Genomic DNA, 19,213 nt, shown 5'->3' with positions numbered 1-19,213 from the left:
TGCCCGGAACACCGTCGGGCGGCGTCCCTCCTAGCCCGGACCGAAAGCAGGAATGGCTTCCAACGCACGACTCGACCACCGCAACCCTCTCGTGATCGACACCCACGAGCTGGGCCGGCGGCCTGGTGCGATGCAGCGCCTGACCCGCGAGGTCGACGCCCCCCGTGACCTCGGTCTCGAGGGCGTCATCGGAGTGCCGGAAGGCGCGCCGCTGGAGCTCGACCTCCGTCTGGAGTCGGTCATGGAAGGGGTGCTTGTCACAGGCACCGCCCGTGCATCGGCGAAGGGGGAGTGCGTAAGGTGTCTGGAGCCGGTCGGGCTGGAGCTCGAAGCGGACTTCCAGGAAATGTTCTCGTACCCTGACGCCGACGACCGTGGCCGCGTGAGCGCGGAACCGGGCGACGACGCCGAGGACGACGAGGACAGGCAGTATCTCGAGGACGGTCTGATCGACCTCGAACCTCTGCTGCGGGATGCGGTGGTGCTCGCACTGCCGATGCAGCCGGTGTGCCAGGACGACTGTCAGGGACTGTGCTCCACATGCGGAGCGCGGCTCACGGACGACCCGGACCACCACCACGACGCCGTCGACATCCGTTGGGCGGCATTGCAGGGACTCGCCGACACCATGTCGGACGGCGAGAAGGACGAGATGAGCGGCGACGTGCCTCGATCCGCACGTGCCGACGAGAAGCAGGAGAAGTAGCCGTGGCTGTTCCGAAGCGGAAGATGTCGCGCAGCAACACGCGCCACCGCCGGTCGCAGTGGAAGGCTGCGGTCCCCACCCTGGTTGCGTGCGAGCGCTGCCACGAGCCCAAGCAGCAGCACATCGCGTGCCCGTCTTGCGGCACCTACAACAAGCGCCAGGTCCTCGAAGTCTGAGCGGGCTGGTGAGAGGCACTGTGTCCACTGCCAAGAAGGCGGAAGACGCCGGAATGAACAGCCCTCGCCGACGTGCGAGTGCCCCGGCGGACAATATGGCCTCGTCCCACACGCTTCTGGAAGGGCGGCTCGGCTACCACGTCGAGTCCGCCCTTCTGGTGCGTGCGCTGACCCACCGTTCCTACGCGTACGAGAACGGCGGTCTGCCGACGAACGAGCGGCTGGAGTTCCTCGGGGACTCCGTGCTCGGTCTCGTCGTCACGGACACGCTGTACCGCATCCACCCCGACCTGCCCGAAGGCCAGCTGGCCAAGTTGCGGGCCGCGGTGGTCAACTCGCGTGCGCTGGCGGAGGTCGGCCGTGGCCTCGACCTGGGTTCCTTCATCCGGCTCGGCCGTGGTGAAGAGGGCACGGGCGGCCGGGACAAGGCATCCATCCTCGCTGACACCCTGGAAGCGGTGATCGGCGCGGTCTATCTCGATCAGGGCCTCGACGCGGCGTCCGAGCTGGTTCACCGGCTCTTCGACCCGCTGATCGACAGGTCCTCCAACCTCGGAGCCGGCCTGGACTGGAAGACCAGTCTCCAGGAGCTGACCGCGATCGAGGGGCTCGGCGTGCCCGAGTACCTGGTCACGGAGACCGGTCCTGACCACGAGAAGACTTTCACTGCTGCTGCCCGCGTCGGGGGCGTCTCGTACGGCACCGGCACCGGCCGCAGCAAGAAGGAGGCGGAGCAGCAGGCCGCCGAGTCCGCCTGGCGGGCCATCAAGGCCGCCGCGGACGAGCGTGCCAAGGCGACCGGCGAGTCCGGCGACGCCGAGGCCGTCAAGGACGACGCACCGTCGTCCGCCACCGCCTGACCCAGCACATCCCGAGCGCCCGCCCCCGTCCGACGGAGGCGGGCGCTCGGTTCTTCCACCCGGTTCACGGTTTTCCACAGGGGGTTGTCGATGCCCGAGTTGCCCGAGGTCGAGGTCGTCCGGCGAGGGCTGGAGCGATGGGTCGAGGGGCGGACCGTCGCCGAGGCCGAGGTGCTGCATCCGCGCGCGGTGCGGCGGCACCTGGCGGGGGCGGACGACTTCGCGCACCGGCTGACGGGGCACCGGTTCGGTACGCCCAGCCGACGCGGCAAGTATCTGTGGCTGCCGCTCGCGGACACCGGGCAGTCCGTCCTCGCCCACCTCGGCATGAGCGGCCAGCTGCTGGTGCAGCCGCACGCGACGCCGGACGAGAAGCATCTGCGGGTACGGGTCCGGTTCGCCGACGACCTGGGCACCGAGCTGCGCTTCGTGGACCAGCGCACCTTCGGCGGTCTGTCGCTGCACGACAACACCGCCGAGGGCCTGCCCGACGTGATCGCGCACATCGCCCGCGACCCGCTGGACCCGGTCTTCGACGACGAGGTCTTCCACCAGGCGCTGCGCCGCAAGCGGACCACGATCAAGCGCGCACTGCTGGACCAGTCGCTGATCAGCGGCGTCGGCAACATCTACGCGGACGAGGCGCTCTGGCGCTCCCGCCTGCACTACGAGCGCCCCACGGCCACCTTCACCCGCCCGGTCACCGCCGAACTCCTCGGCCACGTACGGGACGTGATGAACGCGGCCCTCGACGTCGGCGGCACCAGCTTCGACAGCCTCTACGTCAACGTCAACGGAGAGTCCGGCTACTTCGACCGCTCCCTGGACGCCTACGGCCGCGAGGGCCTGCCCTGCCGCCGCTGCGGTACGCCGATGCTGCGGCGCCCCTGGATGAACCGGTCCAGCTACTTCTGCCCGAAGTGTCAGCGGGCGCCGCGGGTCTCGTCGTAGCGGGCGCGGGCGGCGAGGACCTCGTCCATGGCGCCCTCCACGCAGTCGATGAGCGCGAGCAGCCGCTCGGCGACCTTCCGGCCGAGGTCGGTGAGCTCGTAGTCCACGCGGGGCGGGTTCACCGGCTGCGCGTCCCGGCGCACCAGCCCGTCCCGCTCCAGCGCCTGGAGCGTCTGGGACAGCATCTTCTCGCTGACCCCGTCCACCCGCCGCCGCAACTCATTGAACCGCAACGACCCTTCATACAACGCCCCCAACGCCAGCCCACCCCACCGCCCGGTGACATGCTCCAACGTCCCCCGTGAGGGACAGGCCCTGGCGAACACATCGAACTCGAACCCCTCACCCACCCGCTCCTGAATATTCCCGCTCATGCCTCTCAGCGTAGGCGAGCAGGACGCTAACCGCCAGGTTGCACTAACCGGGAGTTAGCTCTCACCCTTATTGCTCGAGACTGGTCTAGAGCTGGTCCCGCCACCACGGGAGGTCGGGGGAGGGGGCGCTGATCACTTTCGCTCGGCGGAGGATCTTGGAGTCGAGATCCCGGACGAGCTTGCGCAGCTCTCGCGCCGACTTCTTGGGGAGGGCGTGGATCATCTCTTCGAGATGATCGCGGGAGTAGCCCGGATCGCAGCCACACTGCGGAATCCCGCACCGGTCCGAGCTCCGGGGATCGGCGATCGCCCTGAGCGGACCGTGAGCCAGCCGAGCCCAGTCCCGGAATGCCCTGTCCGTGGCGCCCAGCCAGAAGCGCCTGTGTTCGAGCCTGCGAATCTGGGCTGCGCACGCGCCGGACAGCCTGTCGATCGGCGGGCACTCGTAACGGCAGTAGTGCCTGCGGAGGCGCACGGGAAGGTCGTCCCGCACGGCAGAGGGGCGCCTACGCGGCATTGCCCTTTCGGTGGTGAGTCATGGCGGCAATGTACCGCCGCCCGCGTCGATGATCCAGAGCCTTTACGTGAGTACGCGGGCGGTGGAGCGACTGCGGCCGGGACGGCTTTCTCAGTAGCCGAAGAAGTGAAGGGCCGCAATCGTGACCTGCGGTCGCGTAATCGATCAACGCCGTGATCTGCGACTTAGCTGTCGTTGGTGGTGGGAGCATCCCCGTAAACCGAGGAGGAGCCAGTGCAGCTGCGCAACGTCTCACCGGACGATGTCGATGCCTACGTTCGGATGCGGTGTGATCCTGTCATGATGGCCGACCTGGGCGGTCCCCTGCCGCTTGAGGGGATGGCGGACAAGGTCCGCCGGGATGCTCAGGAGGCGGCGGCCGACCTTGCGTGGCTGAAGATGATCGTTCCTGATCTGGCCAGGCCCGACGTGGTGGCGGGGACGGTGACTATTTGGTCCCACGACACCGATGACGGACCGGTTTCCGAGATTGGCTGGATGGTCCTGCCTGAATTTCAAGGGCAGGGGCTAGGCAAACGTGCCGTCCGCGTCCTCCTCGAACAGGCCCGGGATCAAGAGCGCTGGGGACTCCTGCATGCCTTCCCCTCAACGAGTAACGCTGCTTCGAACGGTATTTGCCGTTCTGTCGGCTTCCGGCTTCTTTCAGAGGTTGCTGTGACCTTCGCGGGACGGGTCCTCAAGACCAACCACTGGGTCATAGATCCAGGACGAGATCTGACTTGAGGGTAAGAGCGCTTGCCCCCGTGGCTGGGCGCGGAGACGGAGAAGGTCGGCGGAGCGGCTTTGGGCTGGAGCTGGTCACCTTCGAGCATTACGCCACGGAGTGGATGACGACGCAGATCACGTACCCGCTGACCCGTGAGTCCGTCGAGAGTCGGCTACGGCTGCACGCGATTCCGTATCTGGGCATGCGACCGATGGGCTCGTTCACCCCGTCGCACCTCCGGGCTTGGCTGCGGACGTTGGAAGACCGGGGCCTGTCGGCCGGGTACCGGCGCGGGATCTTCGCTCACGTCTCGACGGTGTTCACCGCTGCTGTAGAGGACAGAGTCATCCGGGTGAACCCGTGTAGTGCCCGTTCGGTGCAAGCGCCCAGGCTGGAACCGCGCAAGGTCAGGCCGTGGTCTGCCGAACAGGTCAAGAACGTCCCGGCCGCGCTGCCAGATCGCTACCAAGCGATGGTCACCCTGGCTGCCGGGTGCGGTCTGCGCCAGGGAGAGCTCTTCGGCATGGCCGTGGAGGACGTGGACTTCCTCGGCGGCTTGCTGCACGTTGTCCGGCAGGTCGAGCTACTGCGGCTGTGCCGACCGGTGTTCGCTCCGCCCAGGGTGGAAGGGAGCGGGACGTTCCCCGGCCGGAGTCGGTGGCGTTCGCGCTGGCACGTCAGCTCAACAGCCACCCGGCCCAGCGGATCACGCTGCCCTGGAAGAACCTCGACGGGCCGCCCGTCACGGCATCGCTGATCTTCACGGGGACCGCCGGGCTCGCGCTGGACCGGAACCGCTTCAACGAGCGAGTCTGGCGGCCGGCGCTTCGGGCCTCGGGGGTCCAGCCGGGCCGGGACAACGGAATGCACGCCCTGCGGCACTTCTACGCCTCGGTGCTCCTGGACGCGGGTGAGAGCATCAAGGCTCTGGGCGAGTACCAGGGCCCACCACGACCCGCTTCACGCTGCGGACGTACACGCACCTCATGGCGTCGAGCGGTAGCCGGACTCGGGCCGCCGTGGACCGCATGTTCGCTCACGCGGAACTGGAGAAAGACGGCCCAGGACGGTGCTTAGGCGTCTGAACTACGGCTTTCTCAGTACCCGAAGTCCTGCGTCCACCAAGGGCCGCCCGGGGCCAGGTGGACCCCGACGCCGAGGGTCTTGAAGTCGCAGTTGAGGATGTTGGCGCGGTGGCCGGGGCTGTTCATCCAGGCTTCCATCACCGCGGCGGCGTCGGACTGGCCGCGGGCTATGTTCTCGCCGCCGAGGCCCGTTATGCCGGCCTTCGCGGCGCGGTCCCAGGGGGTGGCGCCGTCGGGATCGGTGTGGTCGAAGAAGGCACGCGCGGCCATGTCGGAGCTGAACGCCTCGGCCAGCCCGGTGAGCGCGGAGTTCGCCGCGACCGGGGTGCAACCGACCTTCGCCCGCTCGACGTTGACCAGTCGCAGCACCTCGGCCTCGGCGACGGCCTGCGCCGACACGGTGACCGGCGCGGAGGTCTCGGGCGTCTTCGGCTCGGGAGCCGGGGCCGGGGTCTGCGACTCGCTGGGCTTCGGGGCGGGCGCGGGGTCGGCGGCCGGCTTGGACGGGGTCGGCTTCGGCGCCGGGGCCTGGGAGGTGGGGGCCGACGCCGGGGCGGACGGGGCCGGAGCCGCCGGGGTCGTGGTGCGCTGGTTGCCCGTCGACGGGGAGCCGGGGGTGCTCGGGGTGTCCGCGCTGCCGGTGGAACCGCCCTGCTCGCTGGCCGCGTTGCCGGGGGCGCCCACCGCCTGCACCGTCTCACCGGGGCCGGAGCTGGTGCCGCCGATCCGGTAGTTCTGGAGCCCGGGCACCGCGCCCGTGGCCACGGCCGCCGTACCGAGGGCGACGGCGGCGGAGACACCCAGCAGACCCGTACGTACGGGGGTGGCGGCCTTCCTGGCGCGCCGGTGACCGCGCTGCCGGGTGCCGACCCTGGCCGCGAAGTCGTTCTCCAGGGCCCGGCGCTCGTCGTCGGTGGCGTACAGATAGTCCGCGCTGCGGGTGGTGGTCCCGGCGTACGCCTGCGGCCGCTGGTACGACGCCGCACCCCTGGGTTCGTACGACTCCGGCCCCGTGCTCCCTGTGCCGGATCGTCGATGGCGTCCCATGCCCCTGCCCCATTCCTCGTTCTCGCGATCGGCCGACGCCGGGTTGCGGCGGATTCCCCCCGGCCGATCCAACTCACTCACTCGATCGAGTGAGTTTCAGATGAGAGTCATTGGACCGGGACGGTACCGCATGCCACTGGGGCAGGGTGTGCCTCGCGGGACATCCGGCGGTTAGGTTGCAGCCATGAGTGAGGAAGTACGCCTGGTCGCCTGGGTACGCGGACGGGTCCAGGGAGTGGGTTTCCGCTGGTTCACGCGTGCCAGGGCGCTGGAGATCGGCGGGCTGAGTGGTTTTGCTCTCAATCTGGCCGACGGACGGGTCCAAGTGGTCGCCGAGGGGCCCCGCGCGGGCTGCGAAGGGCTGCTCGACTGGCTCCAGGGCGCCGACACGCCCGGCCGCGTCGACGGCGTCACCGAGATCTGGGACACACCGCGCGGCGGATACGACGGCTTCGCCATCCGCTGATCCGACCTCGCCCGGACCCCCCTCCGGACCCCCGCGCGAGGGGGGTCCGGAGGGGAAACAGGCTGGTGGTTGCCAAGAACGGCTCGGCGTGGCAGGCTCCCGAGGTACAGCTGATCGTCACGCCCCGAGGGCCCCGCAGAAGCAGCAGCGCCGCCGTCCACCGGCCGCGCGCCGCGGGTGCGCCCCCCAATACGGGGTGTGATCGTGTTGACCGTCAAACTTTTTGGTGAGACGCTGAAAGCCCCGCGCATCTTGGCTGTTTGGCATGGCGAACGGCAGTGCAACATCAGCGTGTGCCAGGCATGCCGGGTGCGAATCCCTCACGACCCAACCGCATCGGTCGGTCACTCAGTGTGGAGGACCATCCATCATGGCAAAGGCGCTTCTCGGTTACGTCGGCGGCTCCGACCCGCGACTCCTCGCCGAGATGCGACGGCTCCAGCAGCGTGTACAGGATCTGGAATCCGAGCTCACTCGAATCCAGACGGAGAACGACGCGCTGACGGCTGCCGCTTCTCAGGACAGGATCATGGAGAGCATCGACGCACACCAGGCGGAGCCTGCGCTCACCTGATCGCCGCGTCGCCAGCAGTCGCAGCGGTCGGGCCCGCCCGAATCAACCGCTTCCGTGGCCATCGCTTCAAGTAGACCGGACGGCGAAGCCCGTCCGTCCGAGTCCTCAGGGACGCTTCGGCGTCCCTCAGTTCTTTCCCCCGCGCATCCTTTCAGCCCCTTCAACAAATGGTGTGCCCTTCGGGTACATGGGCGAAACCGTGGGGTTGCGAGTGTTCGTGGAGTGAGATAGCACCTGCCCGGTAAAGTCCGGCTGTGTGCATCTCAAGGCCCTGACCCTCCGCGGCTTCAAGTCGTTCGCCTCGGCGACCACGCTCCGCTTCGAGCCGGGCATCACCTGCGTCGTCGGTCCGAACGGCTCCGGCAAGTCCAACGTCGTGGACGCGCTCAGCTGGGTCATGGGCGAGCAGGGCGCCAAGTCGCTGCGCGGCGGCAAGATGGAGGACGTCATCTTCGCCGGGACCACCGGCCGCCCGCCGCTGGGCCGCGCCGAGGTGTCCCTCACCATCGACAACTCCGACCGCGCGCTGCCCATCGAGTACGCCGAGGTCACCATCACGCGGACCATGTTCCGCAACGGCGGCAGCGAGTACCAGATCAACGGCGACACCTGCCGCCTGCTGGACATCCAGGAACTGCTGTCCGACTCCGGCATCGGCCGCGAGATGCACGTCATCGTCGGCCAGGGCCGGCTGGACTCCGTCCTGCACGCCGATCCCCTGGGCCGCCGCGCCTTCATCGAGGAGGCCGCGGGCGTCCTCAAGCACCGCAAGCGCAAGGAGAAGGCGCTGCGGAAGCTCGACGCGATGAAGGCCAACCTCGCGCGCGTGCAGGACCTCACCGACGAACTCCGCCGTCAGCTCAAGCCGCTCGGCCGCCAGGCCGCCGTGGCCCGCCGCGCCGCCGTCATCCAGGCCGACCTGCGCGACGCCCGCCTCCGCCTCCTCGCCGACGACCTCGTCACGCTCCGCCAGGCGCTCGGCGCCGAGATCGCCGACGAGGCCGCCCTGAAGGAACGCAAGGACACCGCCGAACGCGCACTGAGCCAGGCCCTCCAGCGCGAGACCGCCATCGAGGACGAGGTACGACGGCTCACCCCCCGCCTCCAGCGCGCCCAGCAGACCTTCTACGACCTGTCCCAGCTGGCCGAACGCGTACGCGGCACCGTGTCGCTGGCCGAGGCCCGCGTCCGCAGCGCCACCTCCGCACCCCCCGAGGAACGGCGCGGCCGCGACCCCGAGGACCTCGAACGCGAGGCCGCCCGCGTCCGGGAACAGGAGGCCGAGCTGGAAGCCGCCCTGGAAGCGGCCCGGCACGCCCTGGAGGACACGGTCGCCCACCGCGCCGAACTCGAACGCGCGCTCACCGCCGAGGAACGGCGCCTGAAGGACGTCGCGCGGGCCATCGCCGACCGCCGCGAGGGCCTGGCCCGGCTGTCCGGGAAGGTGGGCGCCGCCCGCTCCCGCGCCGCCTCCGCCCAGGCCGAGATCGACCGGCTGACCGCGGGCCGCGACGAGGCCCAGGAGCGCGCGGTCCACGCCCAGGAGGAGTACGAGACGCTGAAGGCCGAGGTCGACGGGCTCGACGCGGACGACGCCGATCTCGCCGACCGGCACGCGTCGGCCAGGCTGCGGCTCACCGAGGCGGAGGCCGCGCTCGGCGCCGCCCGCGAGGCCGTCACCGGAGCCGAACGCGAACGGGCCGCCCTGCGCGCCCGCCACGATGCCCTCGCCCTCGGCCTGCGCCGCAAGGACGGCACCGGCGCCCTGCTGGACGCCCGCCTCACCGGCGTCCTCGGCCCCGCCGCCGAACTCCTCACCGTCACCCCCGGCCACGAGACCGCCCTCGCCACCGCCTTCGGAGCAGCCGCGAACGCCCTCGCCGTCACCTCCCCCACCGCCGCGCTCGAGGCGATCCGCCACCTCCAGAAAGAGGAGGCGGGCCGGGCGTCGCTGCTGGTGGCGGGGGGCCCGGAAGAGGAGCGCTCCACCTGGGTGCCGGGTACCGGAGGTGAGCGGTGGCCGGACGGGGCTTCGGCCTGCGCCGACCCTGATCAGGCCGGTGACGGGCCCGGTTCGCCGGGGGAGCGGCGGCGGGACACGACTCCGCTCTCCGCCCAGGCTGACGCCGGAGGTGGCTCCGCCGACACCCGGACGACCGGGCCTCGTGGCGGCGGCCGTACCCCCGCCCCAGCCCCCGGAGGGCACCCCTTCGCCGCCGATCTCGTACGCGGGCCCGTCGAGCTGATGTCCGCCGTGCGGCGGTTGCTGCGGGGGATCGTCGTGGTGGGGACGCTGGAGGAGGCGGAGGCGCTGGTCCACGCGCGGCCCGAGCTGGTCGCGGTGACCGGAGAGGGGGATCTGCTCGGGGCGCACTTCGCGGAAGGGGGCTCGGCCGGGGTGCCCAGTCTGCTGGAGGTGCGGGCCGCCGTGGACGAGGCCGCCGCCGAGCTGGCGGAGCTGGCCGTGCGGTGCGGGGAACTGGCGCGGGCGCAGGAGACCGCGGCCGGGGTGCGCGCGGAGGCCGCCGCGCTCGTGGAGGACGTGGGGGAGCGGCGGCGGGCCGCCGACCGGGAGAAGTCGACGGTGGCCCAGCAGCTCGGCCGCCTCGCCGGGCAGGCGCGCGGCGCCGCGGGCGAGGCCGAGCGGTCGGCCGCGGCCACGGCCCGCGCCCAGGAGGCGCTGGAGCGGGCCGTCGCCGAGGCGGAGGAACTGGCCGAGCGGCTGGCCACGGCCGAGGAGATGCCCGCCGAGGAGGAGCCCGACACCTCCGTACGCGACCGGCTCTCCGCCGACGGCGCCAACGCGCGGCAGACCGAGATGGAGGCCCGCCTCCAGGTGCGTACGCACGAGGAGCGGGTGAAGGGGCTCGCCGGGCGGGCCGACTCGCTGGACCGGGCCGCCCGCGCGGAGCGCGAGGCACGCGCGCGTGCGGAGCGGCGGCGGGCCCTGCTGCGCCACGAGGCGGCCGTCGCCGGGGCGGTCGCGGACGGCGCCCGGCAGCTGCTGGCGCACATCGAGGTGTCCCTCGGCCGCTCCCAGGGCGAGCGTGACGCCGCGGAGGCCGCCAAGGCGGCTCAAGAGCGGGAGTTGGCCGACGCGCGCGGTGCGGGGCGTGAACTCAAGGCGGAACTGGACAAGTTGACGGACTCGGTGCACCGGGGCGAGGTGCTCGGCGCGGAGAAGCGGCTGCGGATCGAGCAGTTGGAGGCCAGGGCGCTGGACGAACTCGGGGTCGAGCCGGAGGGTCTCGTGGCCGAGTACGGTCCGCTGCAGCCGGTGCCGCCCTCGCTCCCGGCGGACGGCGAGGAGCTGCCGGAGGACCCCGAGCATCCCCGTAACCAGCCCCGTCCCTTCCATCGCGCGGAGCAGGAGAAGCGGCTGAAGGCGGCCGAGCGTGCCTATCAGCAGCTCGGCAAGGTCAATCCGCTCGCGCTGGAGGAGTTTGCGGCGCTGGAAGAGCGGCACAAGTTCCTCAGTGAGCAACTGGAGGACCTGAAGAAGACGCGGGTCGATCTGCTGAAGGTGGTGAAGGAGGTCGATGAGCGGGTCCAGCAGGTCTTCGCCGAGGCGTTCCGGGACACCGCCCGCGAGTTCGAGGGCGTCTTCGCCCGGCTCTTCCCCGGTGGTGAGGGGCGGCTCGTGCTGACCGACCCGGACGACATGCTGGCCACCGGGGTGGACGTGGAGGCGCGCCCGCCCGGCAAGAAGGTGAAGCGGCTGAGCCTGCTCTCCGGCGGCGAGCGGTCGCTGACGGCCGTCGCGATGCTGGTGTCGATCTTCAAGGCCCGGCCCAGCCCCTTCTACGTCATGGACGAGGTCGAGGCGGCGCTCGACGACACCAACCTCCAGCGGCTGATCGGGCTCATGCGGGAGCTCCAGGAGAGTTCGCAGCTGCTCGTGATCACGCACCAGAAGCGCACGATGGAGGTCGCGGACGCGCTGTACGGCGTCTCGATGCAGGGCGACGGTGTGTCGAAGGTCATCTCGCAGCGGCTGCGCTAGCCGTTCTTCCAAGATCAATTAAGCATGCGTTTACTTCTTGAACGACTTCCGCATGTCGCTATCTCTTAAGTCACAGTCATCTGGGTATTGACTTCGAAACTTGAAGGCATAGTCTCTGCAACGTTGCTTTTACCTTCAGGTGTAAGTGGCGCCAAGTTGTGCGCCACTGGAACCTGGAAGGGCTCGCCCCCACCCGGCAGCGTTGCCGTGGCCCGAGGAGTTACACGTGACCAGCACAGCGCAGGCACCCCAGCCAGGAGCCCGGTCGGCTCATCCCGAACATCTCGGGCACGTCATCTTCATCGCGGCCGCGGCCGCGATGGGCGGCTTCCTGTTCGGCTACGACAGCTCCGTGATCAACGGCGCCGTCGAGGCCATCCGCGACCGTTATGACGTGGGTTCCGCCGCGCTGGCCCAGGTCATCGCCATCGCACTGATCGGCTGCGCCATCGGCGCCGCCACGGCCGGCCGCATAGCCGACCGGATCGGCCGTATCCGCTGCATGCAGATCGCCGCCGTGCTCTTCACCATCAGCGCCGTGGGCTCCGCCCTTCCGTTCGCGCTGTGGGACCTCGCCTTCTGGCGCATCGTCGGTGGTTTCGCCATCGGTATGGCCTCGGTCATCGGCCCGGCCTACATCGCCGAGGTGGCCCCGCCCGCGTACCGCGGCCGACTCGGCTCCTTCCAGCAGGCCGCGATCGTCATCGGCATCGCCATCTCCCAGCTCGTCAACTGGGGCCTGCTGAACGCCGCGGGCGGCGACCAGCGCGGCAAGCTGATGGGCCTCGAGGTCTGGCAGGTCATGCTGGGCGTCATGGTGATCCCGGCCGTCCTCTACGGCCTGCTCTCCTTCGCCATCCCCGAGTCCCCGCGCTTCCTGCTCTCCGTCGGCCGCCGTGAGCGCGCCCGCGAGATCCTGGCCGAGGTCGAGGGCAAGGGCGTCGACCTCGACGCCCGCGTGAACGAGATCGAGCACGCGATGAAGTCCGAGCACAAGTCGTCCTTCAAGGACCTGCTCGGCGGCAGCTTCTTCTTCAAGCCGATCGTCTGGGTCGGTATCGGCCTCTCGGTCTTCCAGCAGTTCGTCGGCATCAACGTCGCGTTCTACTACTCCTCGACGCTGTGGCAGTCGGTCGGTGTCGACCCGACGGACTCCTTCCTGTACTCCTTCACGACGTCGATCATCAACATCATCGGCACCGTGATCGCCATGATCTTCGTGGACCGGGTCGGCCGTAAGCCGCTGGCCCTCATCGGCTCGGTCGGCATGGTCATCGGTCTCGCGCTGGAAGCCTGGGCGTTCTCGTACCACCTGGTCGACGGCAAGCTGCCCGCCACGCAGGGCTGGGTCGCCCTCGTCGCCGCGCACATCTTCGTCCTCTTCTTCGCCCTCTCCTGGGGCGTGGTGGTCTGGGTCTTCCTCGGCGAGATGTTCCCGAACCGCATTCGCGCCGCCGCCCTCGGTGTCGCCGCGTCCGCGCAGTGGATCGCCAACTGGGCCATCACCGCGAGCTTCCCGTCGCTGGCCGACTGGAACCTCTCCGGCACGTACGTGATCTACACGATCTTCGCCGCGCTCTCCATCCCCTTCGTCCTGAAGTTCGTCAAGGAGACGAAGGGCAAGACCCTGGAGGAAATGGGCTAGCCGCCCCCCCCGAGCCCGAGGAGAAGGGCCAAGTCCCCGCTGCCCCTCTCCTCGCACCTCCACCGCCCCCATCCCGGCCACTGCCGGGGGTGGGGGCGGTGTTGTGTCCTCTGGCCCTAGTCGGCCCGGCCGGTGACGGCGACCGCCGCACCGAGGCTGATCATGGTCAGGACGCCGGTGGCGCTGATCAGGGCCGTGCGGTGGGGAAAGCGGCTGAGCCAGGCGCGTGCGGTGGAGGCGGTCAGTCCCCAGATTCCGTCGGAGAGCAACTGCCGCAGGGCACCGGCCAGGCCGAGGACAAGCATCTCACCACGAACCCGGCCCGGACCGAACCCCCGAGGCCACCGCCGGGCGACGGTGCGGTGGGAGCCGTCGGCCATGAGCGGATCGTGCCTGGAGACGGCGACCCCCCGCCAGACCTAGGTACACGAAGGCCCCCTCCGCGGAGGGGGCCTTCGGGGTGGGGGCGGCGGGTCAGACCGTCGCCGGGATCTGCTCCTCGGCCGGAGCGGGGGCGGGGGTCGGGGAGGGGACCCGGGGCTTCGGGAGGGCCAGGTACAGGGCGGCGGAGACGACGATCGCGGCGATCCAGCCCAGGCCGTACTCGCCGATGAGGTTGTTCTTCGCCAGCGGGCCGGTGAACCAGTCGGAGGTGGTGAAGAGGAGGCCCGAGACCAGGCCGATCGCCCAGGCGGCGACCGCCGCGGGGGAGAAGCCCGCCCGGTACCAGTAGGCGCTGGTGCGCGTGGTGTCGGCCAGGGCGCGGGCGTCGTACTCCTTGCGGCGGAGCATGTCCGCGCCGAAGACGCCGGTCCAGGCGGAGAAGGCCACCGCGAGCATCGACAGGAAGGCGATGAAGGAGCCCATGAAGCTCGACGCCACCAGCATCAGCACACCGCCCAGCGCCAGCGAGATCACCGCGTTGACGGAGACCGCCCAGTGGCGCGGGATCTTGAAGCCGAGCGTCTGCGCGGTGAAACCGGCCGAGTACATCGACATCGAGTTGATCAGCAGCATGCCGACCACCGCGATCAGCAGATACGGCACGGTGATCCACAGCGGCAGGATCGTGCCGAGGAAGGAGACCGGGTCGGAGGCCGAGGCCAGGTCCGGCGTGCCCACCGCCATCACCGCGCCCATCAGCACCAGCGGCAGCACGACGATGCCCGCCCCGCCGACGGTCTGCCCGACGATCGCCCGCGAGGACGCCGTACGCGGCAGATAGCGCGTGAAGTCCGGCGCGGACGGAATCCAGCTCACGCCACCCGCGGCGATCATGCCGACGGCGGTGATCAGCGACGCCGTCGACCCCGCGCTCCCGTGCAGCACGCGCGACCAGTCGGTGTGCACGGCCAGGTACCCCAGCACCAGCACCGAGAAGACACCGAACAGATACGTCGCGTACTTGCTGCACTTCTGCACGGCGTTGATGCCGAGCCCGGAGATCACGAACGTGGCGATCACGAAGAGCAGCAGCGTGACCATGTCCAGCACGCCGTTCGCCTTGATGCCCAGCGCGAGGTCCAGGATGGTGAGCAGGGCGTACGCGCCGGTCACCGCGTTGATCGTCTCCCAGCCCCAGCGCGCGACCCAGATCAGCGAACCGGGCAGCAGATTGCCGCGCTGACCGAAGACCGCCCGCGACAACGCCATGCCCGGCGCGGCACCCCGCTTGCCGGCGATGCCGATCAGCCCGACCAGGCCGTAGGAGACCAGCGGCGCGACGCCCGCCACGACGAGGGCCTGCCAGAAGTTCAGGTGGTACGTCACGACCAGGCTCGCGCCCATCGTGAGCAGCAGGACACTGATGTTGGCCCCCACCCAGGTGGGGAAGAGCCCGCGGGTGCGCGCGGTGCGTTCGTGATCGGGGACCGGCTCGATGCCACGGGTTTCCAGCGCGCCCTCGCGCGCGGCCGTCTTGCTCATGGAGGGGGAGTGTCCTAGCGGTGGGGGACGAGGACGACGGGCTCGACGCGCGGAGCGGAGCCAAGGGTCATCGTAGTTTAATCCGACTCCATCACCCCTGTGGCATTTGTCTCCTGGAGGAAATGCCCGCTGCGTGGAAGCCCTTTCGTCGGATACACCATGGCCGATACTGGTCGGGTTATGGAAACCATCATCCTTGCTGTAGTCATCGCCGTGGTCGTGCTCGGCGCGCTCGGCGGGCTCCTCATCACCAGCAGGCTCAAGAAGCCGCTGCCGCCGCCCCCGCCGTCGAAGCCCGACCTGACCGCGCCCCCCGCCGAACCGCACGTCGGCGACGAGGCCGAGACCCCGCGCGACGAACAACGCCGGACCATCGACGAGGTGGATCTGCCGGGCGGTGGCGCCCCCACCACCGTCGAGGAGCCCCCCGCCGCCGAGAAGGCTCCCGAGATCGAGATCCCGGAGCCCAGCGCCGGACGTCTGATCCGGCTGCGCTCCCGTCTCTCCCGCTCCCAGAACGCCCTGGGCAAGGGCCTGCTCACGCTGCTGTCGCGCGAGCACCTGGACGAGGACACCTGGGAGGAGATCGAGGACACCCTCCTCACCGCCGACGTCGGCGTCCAGCCGACCCAGGAACTGGTCGAGCGGCTGCGCGCGCGCGTCAAGGTGCTCGGCACCCGCACCCCCGAGGAACTGCGCGGCCTGCTCCGCGAGGAGCTTCTCAAGCTCGTGGGCACCGACATGGACCGCGAGGTCAAGACCGAGCCCGAGAGCCGCAAGCCCGGCATCGTGATGGTCGTCGGCGTCAACGGCACCGGCAAGACCACCACCACCGGCAAGCTCGCCCGGGTCCTGGTCGCCGACGGCCGCACCGTCGTCCTCGGCGCCGCCGACACCTTCCGCGCCGCCGCCGCCGACCAGCTCCAGACCTGGGGCGAGCGCGTCGGCGCCTACACCGTGCGCGGCCCGGAGGCCGGTGACCCCGCCTCCGTCGCCTTCGACGCGGTGAAGGAGGGCAAGGAGATGGGCGTCGACGTGGTGCTCATCGACACAGCCGGACGCCTGCACACCAAGACCGGCCTCATGGACGAGCTGGGCAAGGTCAAGCGCGTCGTGGAGAAGCACGCCCCGCTCGACGAGGTGCTGCTCGTCCTGGACGCCACCACCGGCCAGAACGGCCTGGTGCAGGCCCGCGTCTTCTCCGAGGTCGTGGACATCACCGGCATCGTGCTCACCAAGCTCGACGGCACCGCCAAGGGCGGCATCGTCATCGCCGTGCAGAACGAGCTGGGCGTCCCCGTCAAGCTCATCGGCCTCGGTGAGGGCGCCGACGACCTGGCGCCGTTCGACCCGGAGGCGTTCGTCGACGCGCTCCTCGGTGACTGAACCCGGCCACCCCGCCCGCGACCACGCCGAAGCGCCCGCCCCCACCAGAACCGGGGGACGGGCGCTTCGCCGTACAGCCAGCTGTCAGGCCGGGGCCGCGGAGCGGTGCGCCACATAGGCCAGCGTGCCCAGCAGCAGCCGGGCCGCCGGAGGACGCGTCGCCCCGTCCAGCACCGGCGGCCGGAGCCAGCGCACCGGGCCGAGGCCGCCCCGGTCGGAGGGCGGGGCGGTGATGTACGCACCCGGACCGAGACCGCGCAGGTCCAGCGCCTCGGGGTCGTCCCAGCCCATGCGGTACAGCAGATGAGGCAGCTCGGCGGCGGTGCCGGGAGCGACCAGGAAGTGCGCGCGGCCCTCCGGGGTCGCGGCGACCGGACCGAGCGGCAGCCCCATCCGCTCCAGCCGCACCAGCGCCCGGCGCCCCGCGGCCTCCGCCACCTCGATCACGTCGAACGCGCGGCCCACCGGCAGCATCACCGACGCGCCCGGCACCTCGGCCCACGCCCGGCTCGCCTCGTCCAGCGTGGCCCCGGCGGGCACCCGGGGCGCGAAGTCCAGCGGATGCGCGCCCGGCGCGGGACAGTCGGCGCGCCCGCAGGAGCAGGCGCCGCCCGAGGCACGCGCCCCCGGCACCACGTCCCAGCCCCACAGGCCGGTGAACTCGGCGGCCGTGGTGCATTCCGGCGTGCGGCCGCGCCGACGCGTGCCGGAGCGGATCTCCCGGATGCCGCCGATCGTGAAGCCCATGCCCCCTCCAACGGGTCCAGCGCGCCGGTGGTTACGAAACGGAGCGAGAGGGATGCGGAACGTAACTCCTCGACTCTCGCTTTCCCTCACCTCTACCGGGACAAGGCGGCGCATCGCGGCACGAACGGTGGTGAACGGGGCTTCGCGCGCCCCCGCGCGCTTCCTTCCGCCCACTGTCGTTCGTCCGGTGTCAAGTGAATCGCGGGGCGGTCATCGTGAGTTCATTCGAAGGGGTGGCGAATGGTGGCGTTTCAAGGATCGCCGTGGCTGGAAGGGTGATCGTGGGATTACTGTGAGTGTGCGAGTCCCGGGGGCACATGCACTCATGGGTATGCCGGAGGCAAGCCGTCAGCTCGTTCGAAGGGTGAGAACCACCGGACGGGCGGCCCGGTCCACCGGCATTCTGATAGGGCTTGGCGCATCCGGCGACAGGTGGATTCAGGGAATGGGGGCGTTCCAGTGGGCGGCAACGGCGGTGGCGGGACGAACGCTGACAAGCGCCCCAACGAGCTGCTCGGCTCGTGGTTCGTGCGCAGCGGCTGGTCCAAGGGCGAGCTGGCCCGCCAGGTGAACCGCCGGGCCCGGCAGCTCGGCGCCAACCACATCTCCACCGACACCTCGCGGGTCCGTCGCTGGCTCGACGGGGAGAACCCGCGCGAACCCATCCCGCGCATCCTCTCCGAGCTGTTCTCCGAGCGGTTCGGCTGCGTCGTCTCCATCGAGGACCTCGGCCTGCGCGCCGCCCGCCAGTCGCCCTCCGCCTCCGGCGTCGACCTGCCCTGGACCGGCCCGCAGACGGTCGCCCTGCTGAGCGAGTTCTCGCGCAGCGACCTGATGCTCGCCCGGCGCGGCTTCCTCGGCACCTCGCTCGGCCTGTCGGCGGGCCCCGCGCTCATCGAACCCATGCAGCGCTGGCTGGTCCCCACCCCCTCCTCGTCCGGCCCGCCCGAGCCCGACCCGCTCCACGAGCCCCGCAGGCCCGGCCGCCTCTCCCGCCCCGAGCTGGAGCTGCTGGAGGCCACCACCAAGATGTTCCGCCAGTGGGACGCCCAGTGCGGCGGCGGCCTGCGCCGCAAAGCGGTCGTCGGCCAGCTGCACGAGGTGACCGACCTCCTCCAGGAACCCCAGCCCGAGGCCACCACCCGCAAGCTCTTCAAGGTCGCCGCCGAACTCGCCGAACTGGCCGGCTGGATGTCGTACGACGTCGGGCTCCAGCCCACCGCGCAGAAGTACTTCGTCCTCGCCCTGCACGCCGCCAAAGAAGCCGGGGACAAGCCACTCGGCTCCTATGTGCTCTCCAGCATGAGCCGCCAGATGATCCACCTCGGCCGCCCCGAAGACGCGCTCGAACTGATCCACCTCGCGCAGTACGGCAGCCGGGACTGCGCCAGCCCGCGCGCCCAGTCCATGCTGTATGCGATGGAGGCCCGCGCCTACGCCAACATGGGCCAGCCCGGCAAGTGCAAGCGCGCCGTCCGCATGGCCGAGGACACCTTCGCCGACGCCGACGACTGGGACGAGCCCGACCCCGACTGGATCAGGTTCTTCTCCGAGGCCGAGCTGTACGGCGAGAACTCCCACTCCTTCCGCGACCTCGCCTACGTAGCGGGCCGCAGCCCCACCTACGCCTCGCTCGCCGAGCCGCTGATGGAGCGCGCCGTGGAACTGTTCGCCAAGGACGGCGAACACCAGCGGTCCTACGCGCTCAACCTGATCGGCATGGCCACCGTGCACCTCCTCCAGCGCGAACCCGAGCGGGGCAGCGCCTACGCCTCCCAGGCCATGGAGACCGCCCGCAAGGTCCGCTCCGAGCGGGTCAACACCCGTATCCGCAAGACGGTCGGCGCGGCCGTGCGGGACTTCGGGGACCTCTCCGTCGTCGTCGACCTCACCGAACAGCTCGCCGTCGACCTCCCGGAGAGCGCCGACGCGGGCTGAGCGGCCCGCACCACCCACATTCCCCGGCCGCGGCCGGTCCTCCCGAACTGCCCGACTCGGCTCCCCCATGCCAGGTCATCGAGAG

Annotated in this window: 18 protein-coding genes; 12 read left to right on the top strand and 6 right to left on the bottom strand. The window is 70.5% G+C overall.

Features of this window, described 5'->3' with window-relative positions:
• Positions 1-52 precede the first annotated feature (52 nt).
• From ACI2LY_RS08990 to mutM, 4 genes are all read left to right on the top strand, one after another.
• Entirely contained in the window at positions 53-706 is a 654-nt protein-coding gene (locus ACI2LY_RS08990; RefSeq protein WP_393912831.1) for a YceD family protein, read from the top strand.
• A 2-nt stretch (positions 707-708) separates the two neighbouring features.
• Positions 709-882 carry a 50S ribosomal protein L32 gene (rpmF, locus tag ACI2LY_RS08985; protein ID WP_003951102.1) on the top strand — a complete coding sequence of 58 codons (174 nt, stop codon included), beginning with the start codon at positions 709-711 and terminating at the stop codon, positions 880-882.
• 8 nt (positions 883-890) lie between these two features.
• Positions 891-1,742: a ribonuclease III gene (rnc, locus tag ACI2LY_RS08980; protein WP_404706613.1), complete on the top strand. Its 852-nt coding sequence runs from the start codon at positions 891-893 to the stop codon at positions 1,740-1,742.
• A gap of 90 nt (positions 1,743-1,832) precedes the next feature.
• Positions 1,833-2,693, top strand: a complete 861-nt coding sequence (gene mutM, locus ACI2LY_RS08975; protein WP_404706612.1) for a bifunctional DNA-formamidopyrimidine glycosylase/DNA-(apurinic or apyrimidinic site) lyase — start codon at positions 1,833-1,835, stop codon at positions 2,691-2,693.
• Here the strand turns inward: mutM and ACI2LY_RS08970 are convergent.
• Both ACI2LY_RS08970 and ACI2LY_RS08965 read right to left on the bottom strand, forming a co-directional pair.
• A complete protein-coding gene (locus tag ACI2LY_RS08970) occupies positions 2,666-3,067 on the bottom strand; it encodes a winged helix-turn-helix transcriptional regulator (RefSeq protein ID WP_404706611.1) in 402 nt (133 codons plus the stop codon). The two genes, mutM and ACI2LY_RS08970, sit on opposite strands and share 28 nt — an antisense overlap.
• Positions 3,068-3,152: 85 nt before the next feature.
• Entirely contained in the window at positions 3,153-3,290 is a 138-nt protein-coding gene (locus ACI2LY_RS08965; RefSeq protein ID WP_404706610.1) for a hypothetical protein, read from the bottom strand.
• A gap of 528 nt (positions 3,291-3,818) precedes the next feature.
• On the opposite strand from ACI2LY_RS08965, the gene ACI2LY_RS08960 reads away from it, so the two are divergent.
• Both ACI2LY_RS08960 and ACI2LY_RS08955 read left to right on the top strand, forming a co-directional pair.
• The gene (locus ACI2LY_RS08960) at positions 3,819-4,328 is read left to right on the top strand and encodes a GNAT family N-acetyltransferase (RefSeq protein ID WP_404706609.1); all 510 of its coding nucleotides are present in this window, start codon (positions 3,819-3,821) and stop codon (positions 4,326-4,328) included.
• A gap of 104 nt (positions 4,329-4,432) precedes the next feature.
• On the top strand, positions 4,433-5,068 hold the full coding sequence (locus ACI2LY_RS08955; RefSeq protein ID WP_404706608.1) for a tyrosine-type recombinase/integrase: 636 nt from the start codon (positions 4,433-4,435) through the stop codon (positions 5,066-5,068).
• Between the two features lie 340 nt (positions 5,069-5,408).
• On the opposite strand, the gene ACI2LY_RS08950 is transcribed toward ACI2LY_RS08955, so the two are convergent.
• A complete protein-coding gene (locus ACI2LY_RS08950; protein WP_404706607.1) occupies positions 5,409-6,443 on the bottom strand; it encodes a CAP domain-containing protein in 1,035 nt (344 codons plus the stop codon).
• Between the two features lie 184 nt (positions 6,444-6,627).
• Here ACI2LY_RS08950 and ACI2LY_RS08945 point away from each other — a divergent pair, with 184 nt between their 5' ends.
• The 4 genes from ACI2LY_RS08945 to ACI2LY_RS08930 all read left to right on the top strand — a co-directional run bounded on the left by ACI2LY_RS08945 (position 6,628) and on the right by ACI2LY_RS08930 (position 13,131).
• On the top strand, positions 6,628-6,909 hold the full coding sequence (locus ACI2LY_RS08945) for an acylphosphatase (protein WP_393595980.1): 282 nt from the start codon (positions 6,628-6,630) through the stop codon (positions 6,907-6,909).
• A gap of 370 nt (positions 6,910-7,279) precedes the next feature.
• Complete coding sequence (locus ACI2LY_RS08940) at positions 7,280-7,483, top strand: hypothetical protein (protein ID WP_388994898.1); 204 nt, start codon at positions 7,280-7,282, stop codon at positions 7,481-7,483.
• Positions 7,484-7,739: 256 nt separating this feature from the next.
• Positions 7,740-11,486: an AAA family ATPase gene (locus tag ACI2LY_RS08935; RefSeq protein ID WP_404706606.1), complete on the top strand. Its 3,747-nt coding sequence runs from the start codon at positions 7,740-7,742 to the stop codon at positions 11,484-11,486.
• A 226-nt stretch (positions 11,487-11,712) separates the two neighbouring features.
• Entirely contained in the window at positions 11,713-13,131 is a 1,419-nt protein-coding gene (locus tag ACI2LY_RS08930) for a sugar porter family MFS transporter (RefSeq protein WP_404706605.1), read from the top strand.
• A gap of 116 nt (positions 13,132-13,247) precedes the next feature.
• On the opposite strand, the gene ACI2LY_RS08925 is transcribed toward ACI2LY_RS08930, so the two are convergent.
• Together ACI2LY_RS08925 and ACI2LY_RS08920 are read right to left on the bottom strand one after the other, a co-directional pair.
• Positions 13,248-13,511, bottom strand: a complete 264-nt coding sequence (locus tag ACI2LY_RS08925; RefSeq protein WP_404706604.1) for a lysine transporter LysE — start codon at positions 13,509-13,511, stop codon at positions 13,248-13,250.
• Between the two features lie 94 nt (positions 13,512-13,605).
• A complete protein-coding gene (locus ACI2LY_RS08920) occupies positions 13,606-15,057 on the bottom strand; it encodes a cytosine permease (protein WP_404706603.1) in 1,452 nt (483 codons plus the stop codon).
• A 180-nt stretch (positions 15,058-15,237) separates the two neighbouring features.
• On the opposite strand from ACI2LY_RS08920, the gene ftsY reads away from it, so the two are divergent.
• On the top strand, positions 15,238-16,443 hold the full coding sequence (ftsY, locus tag ACI2LY_RS08915; RefSeq protein ID WP_388994881.1) for a signal recognition particle-docking protein FtsY: 1,206 nt from the start codon (positions 15,238-15,240) through the stop codon (positions 16,441-16,443).
• An 84-nt stretch (positions 16,444-16,527) separates the two neighbouring features.
• Here ftsY and ACI2LY_RS08910 read toward each other — a convergent pair whose 3' ends face one another.
• A complete protein-coding gene (locus ACI2LY_RS08910; RefSeq protein ID WP_388994878.1) occupies positions 16,528-17,190 on the bottom strand; it encodes a bifunctional DNA primase/polymerase in 663 nt (220 codons plus the stop codon).
• Between the two features lie 459 nt (positions 17,191-17,649).
• On the opposite strand from ACI2LY_RS08910, the gene ACI2LY_RS08905 reads away from it, so the two are divergent.
• The gene (locus ACI2LY_RS08905; protein WP_404706602.1) at positions 17,650-19,128 is read left to right on the top strand and encodes a hypothetical protein; all 1,479 of its coding nucleotides are present in this window, start codon (positions 17,650-17,652) and stop codon (positions 19,126-19,128) included.
• Positions 19,129-19,213 lie beyond the last annotated feature (85 nt).

The organism is Streptomyces sp. NPDC002176 (genome assembly GCF_044903645.1).
Lineage (GTDB): Bacteria > Actinomycetota > Actinomycetes > Streptomycetales > Streptomycetaceae > Streptomyces.
The sequence above is the reverse complement of the archived record's forward strand: the minus strand, read 5'-3'. Positions and strand labels throughout refer to the sequence as shown.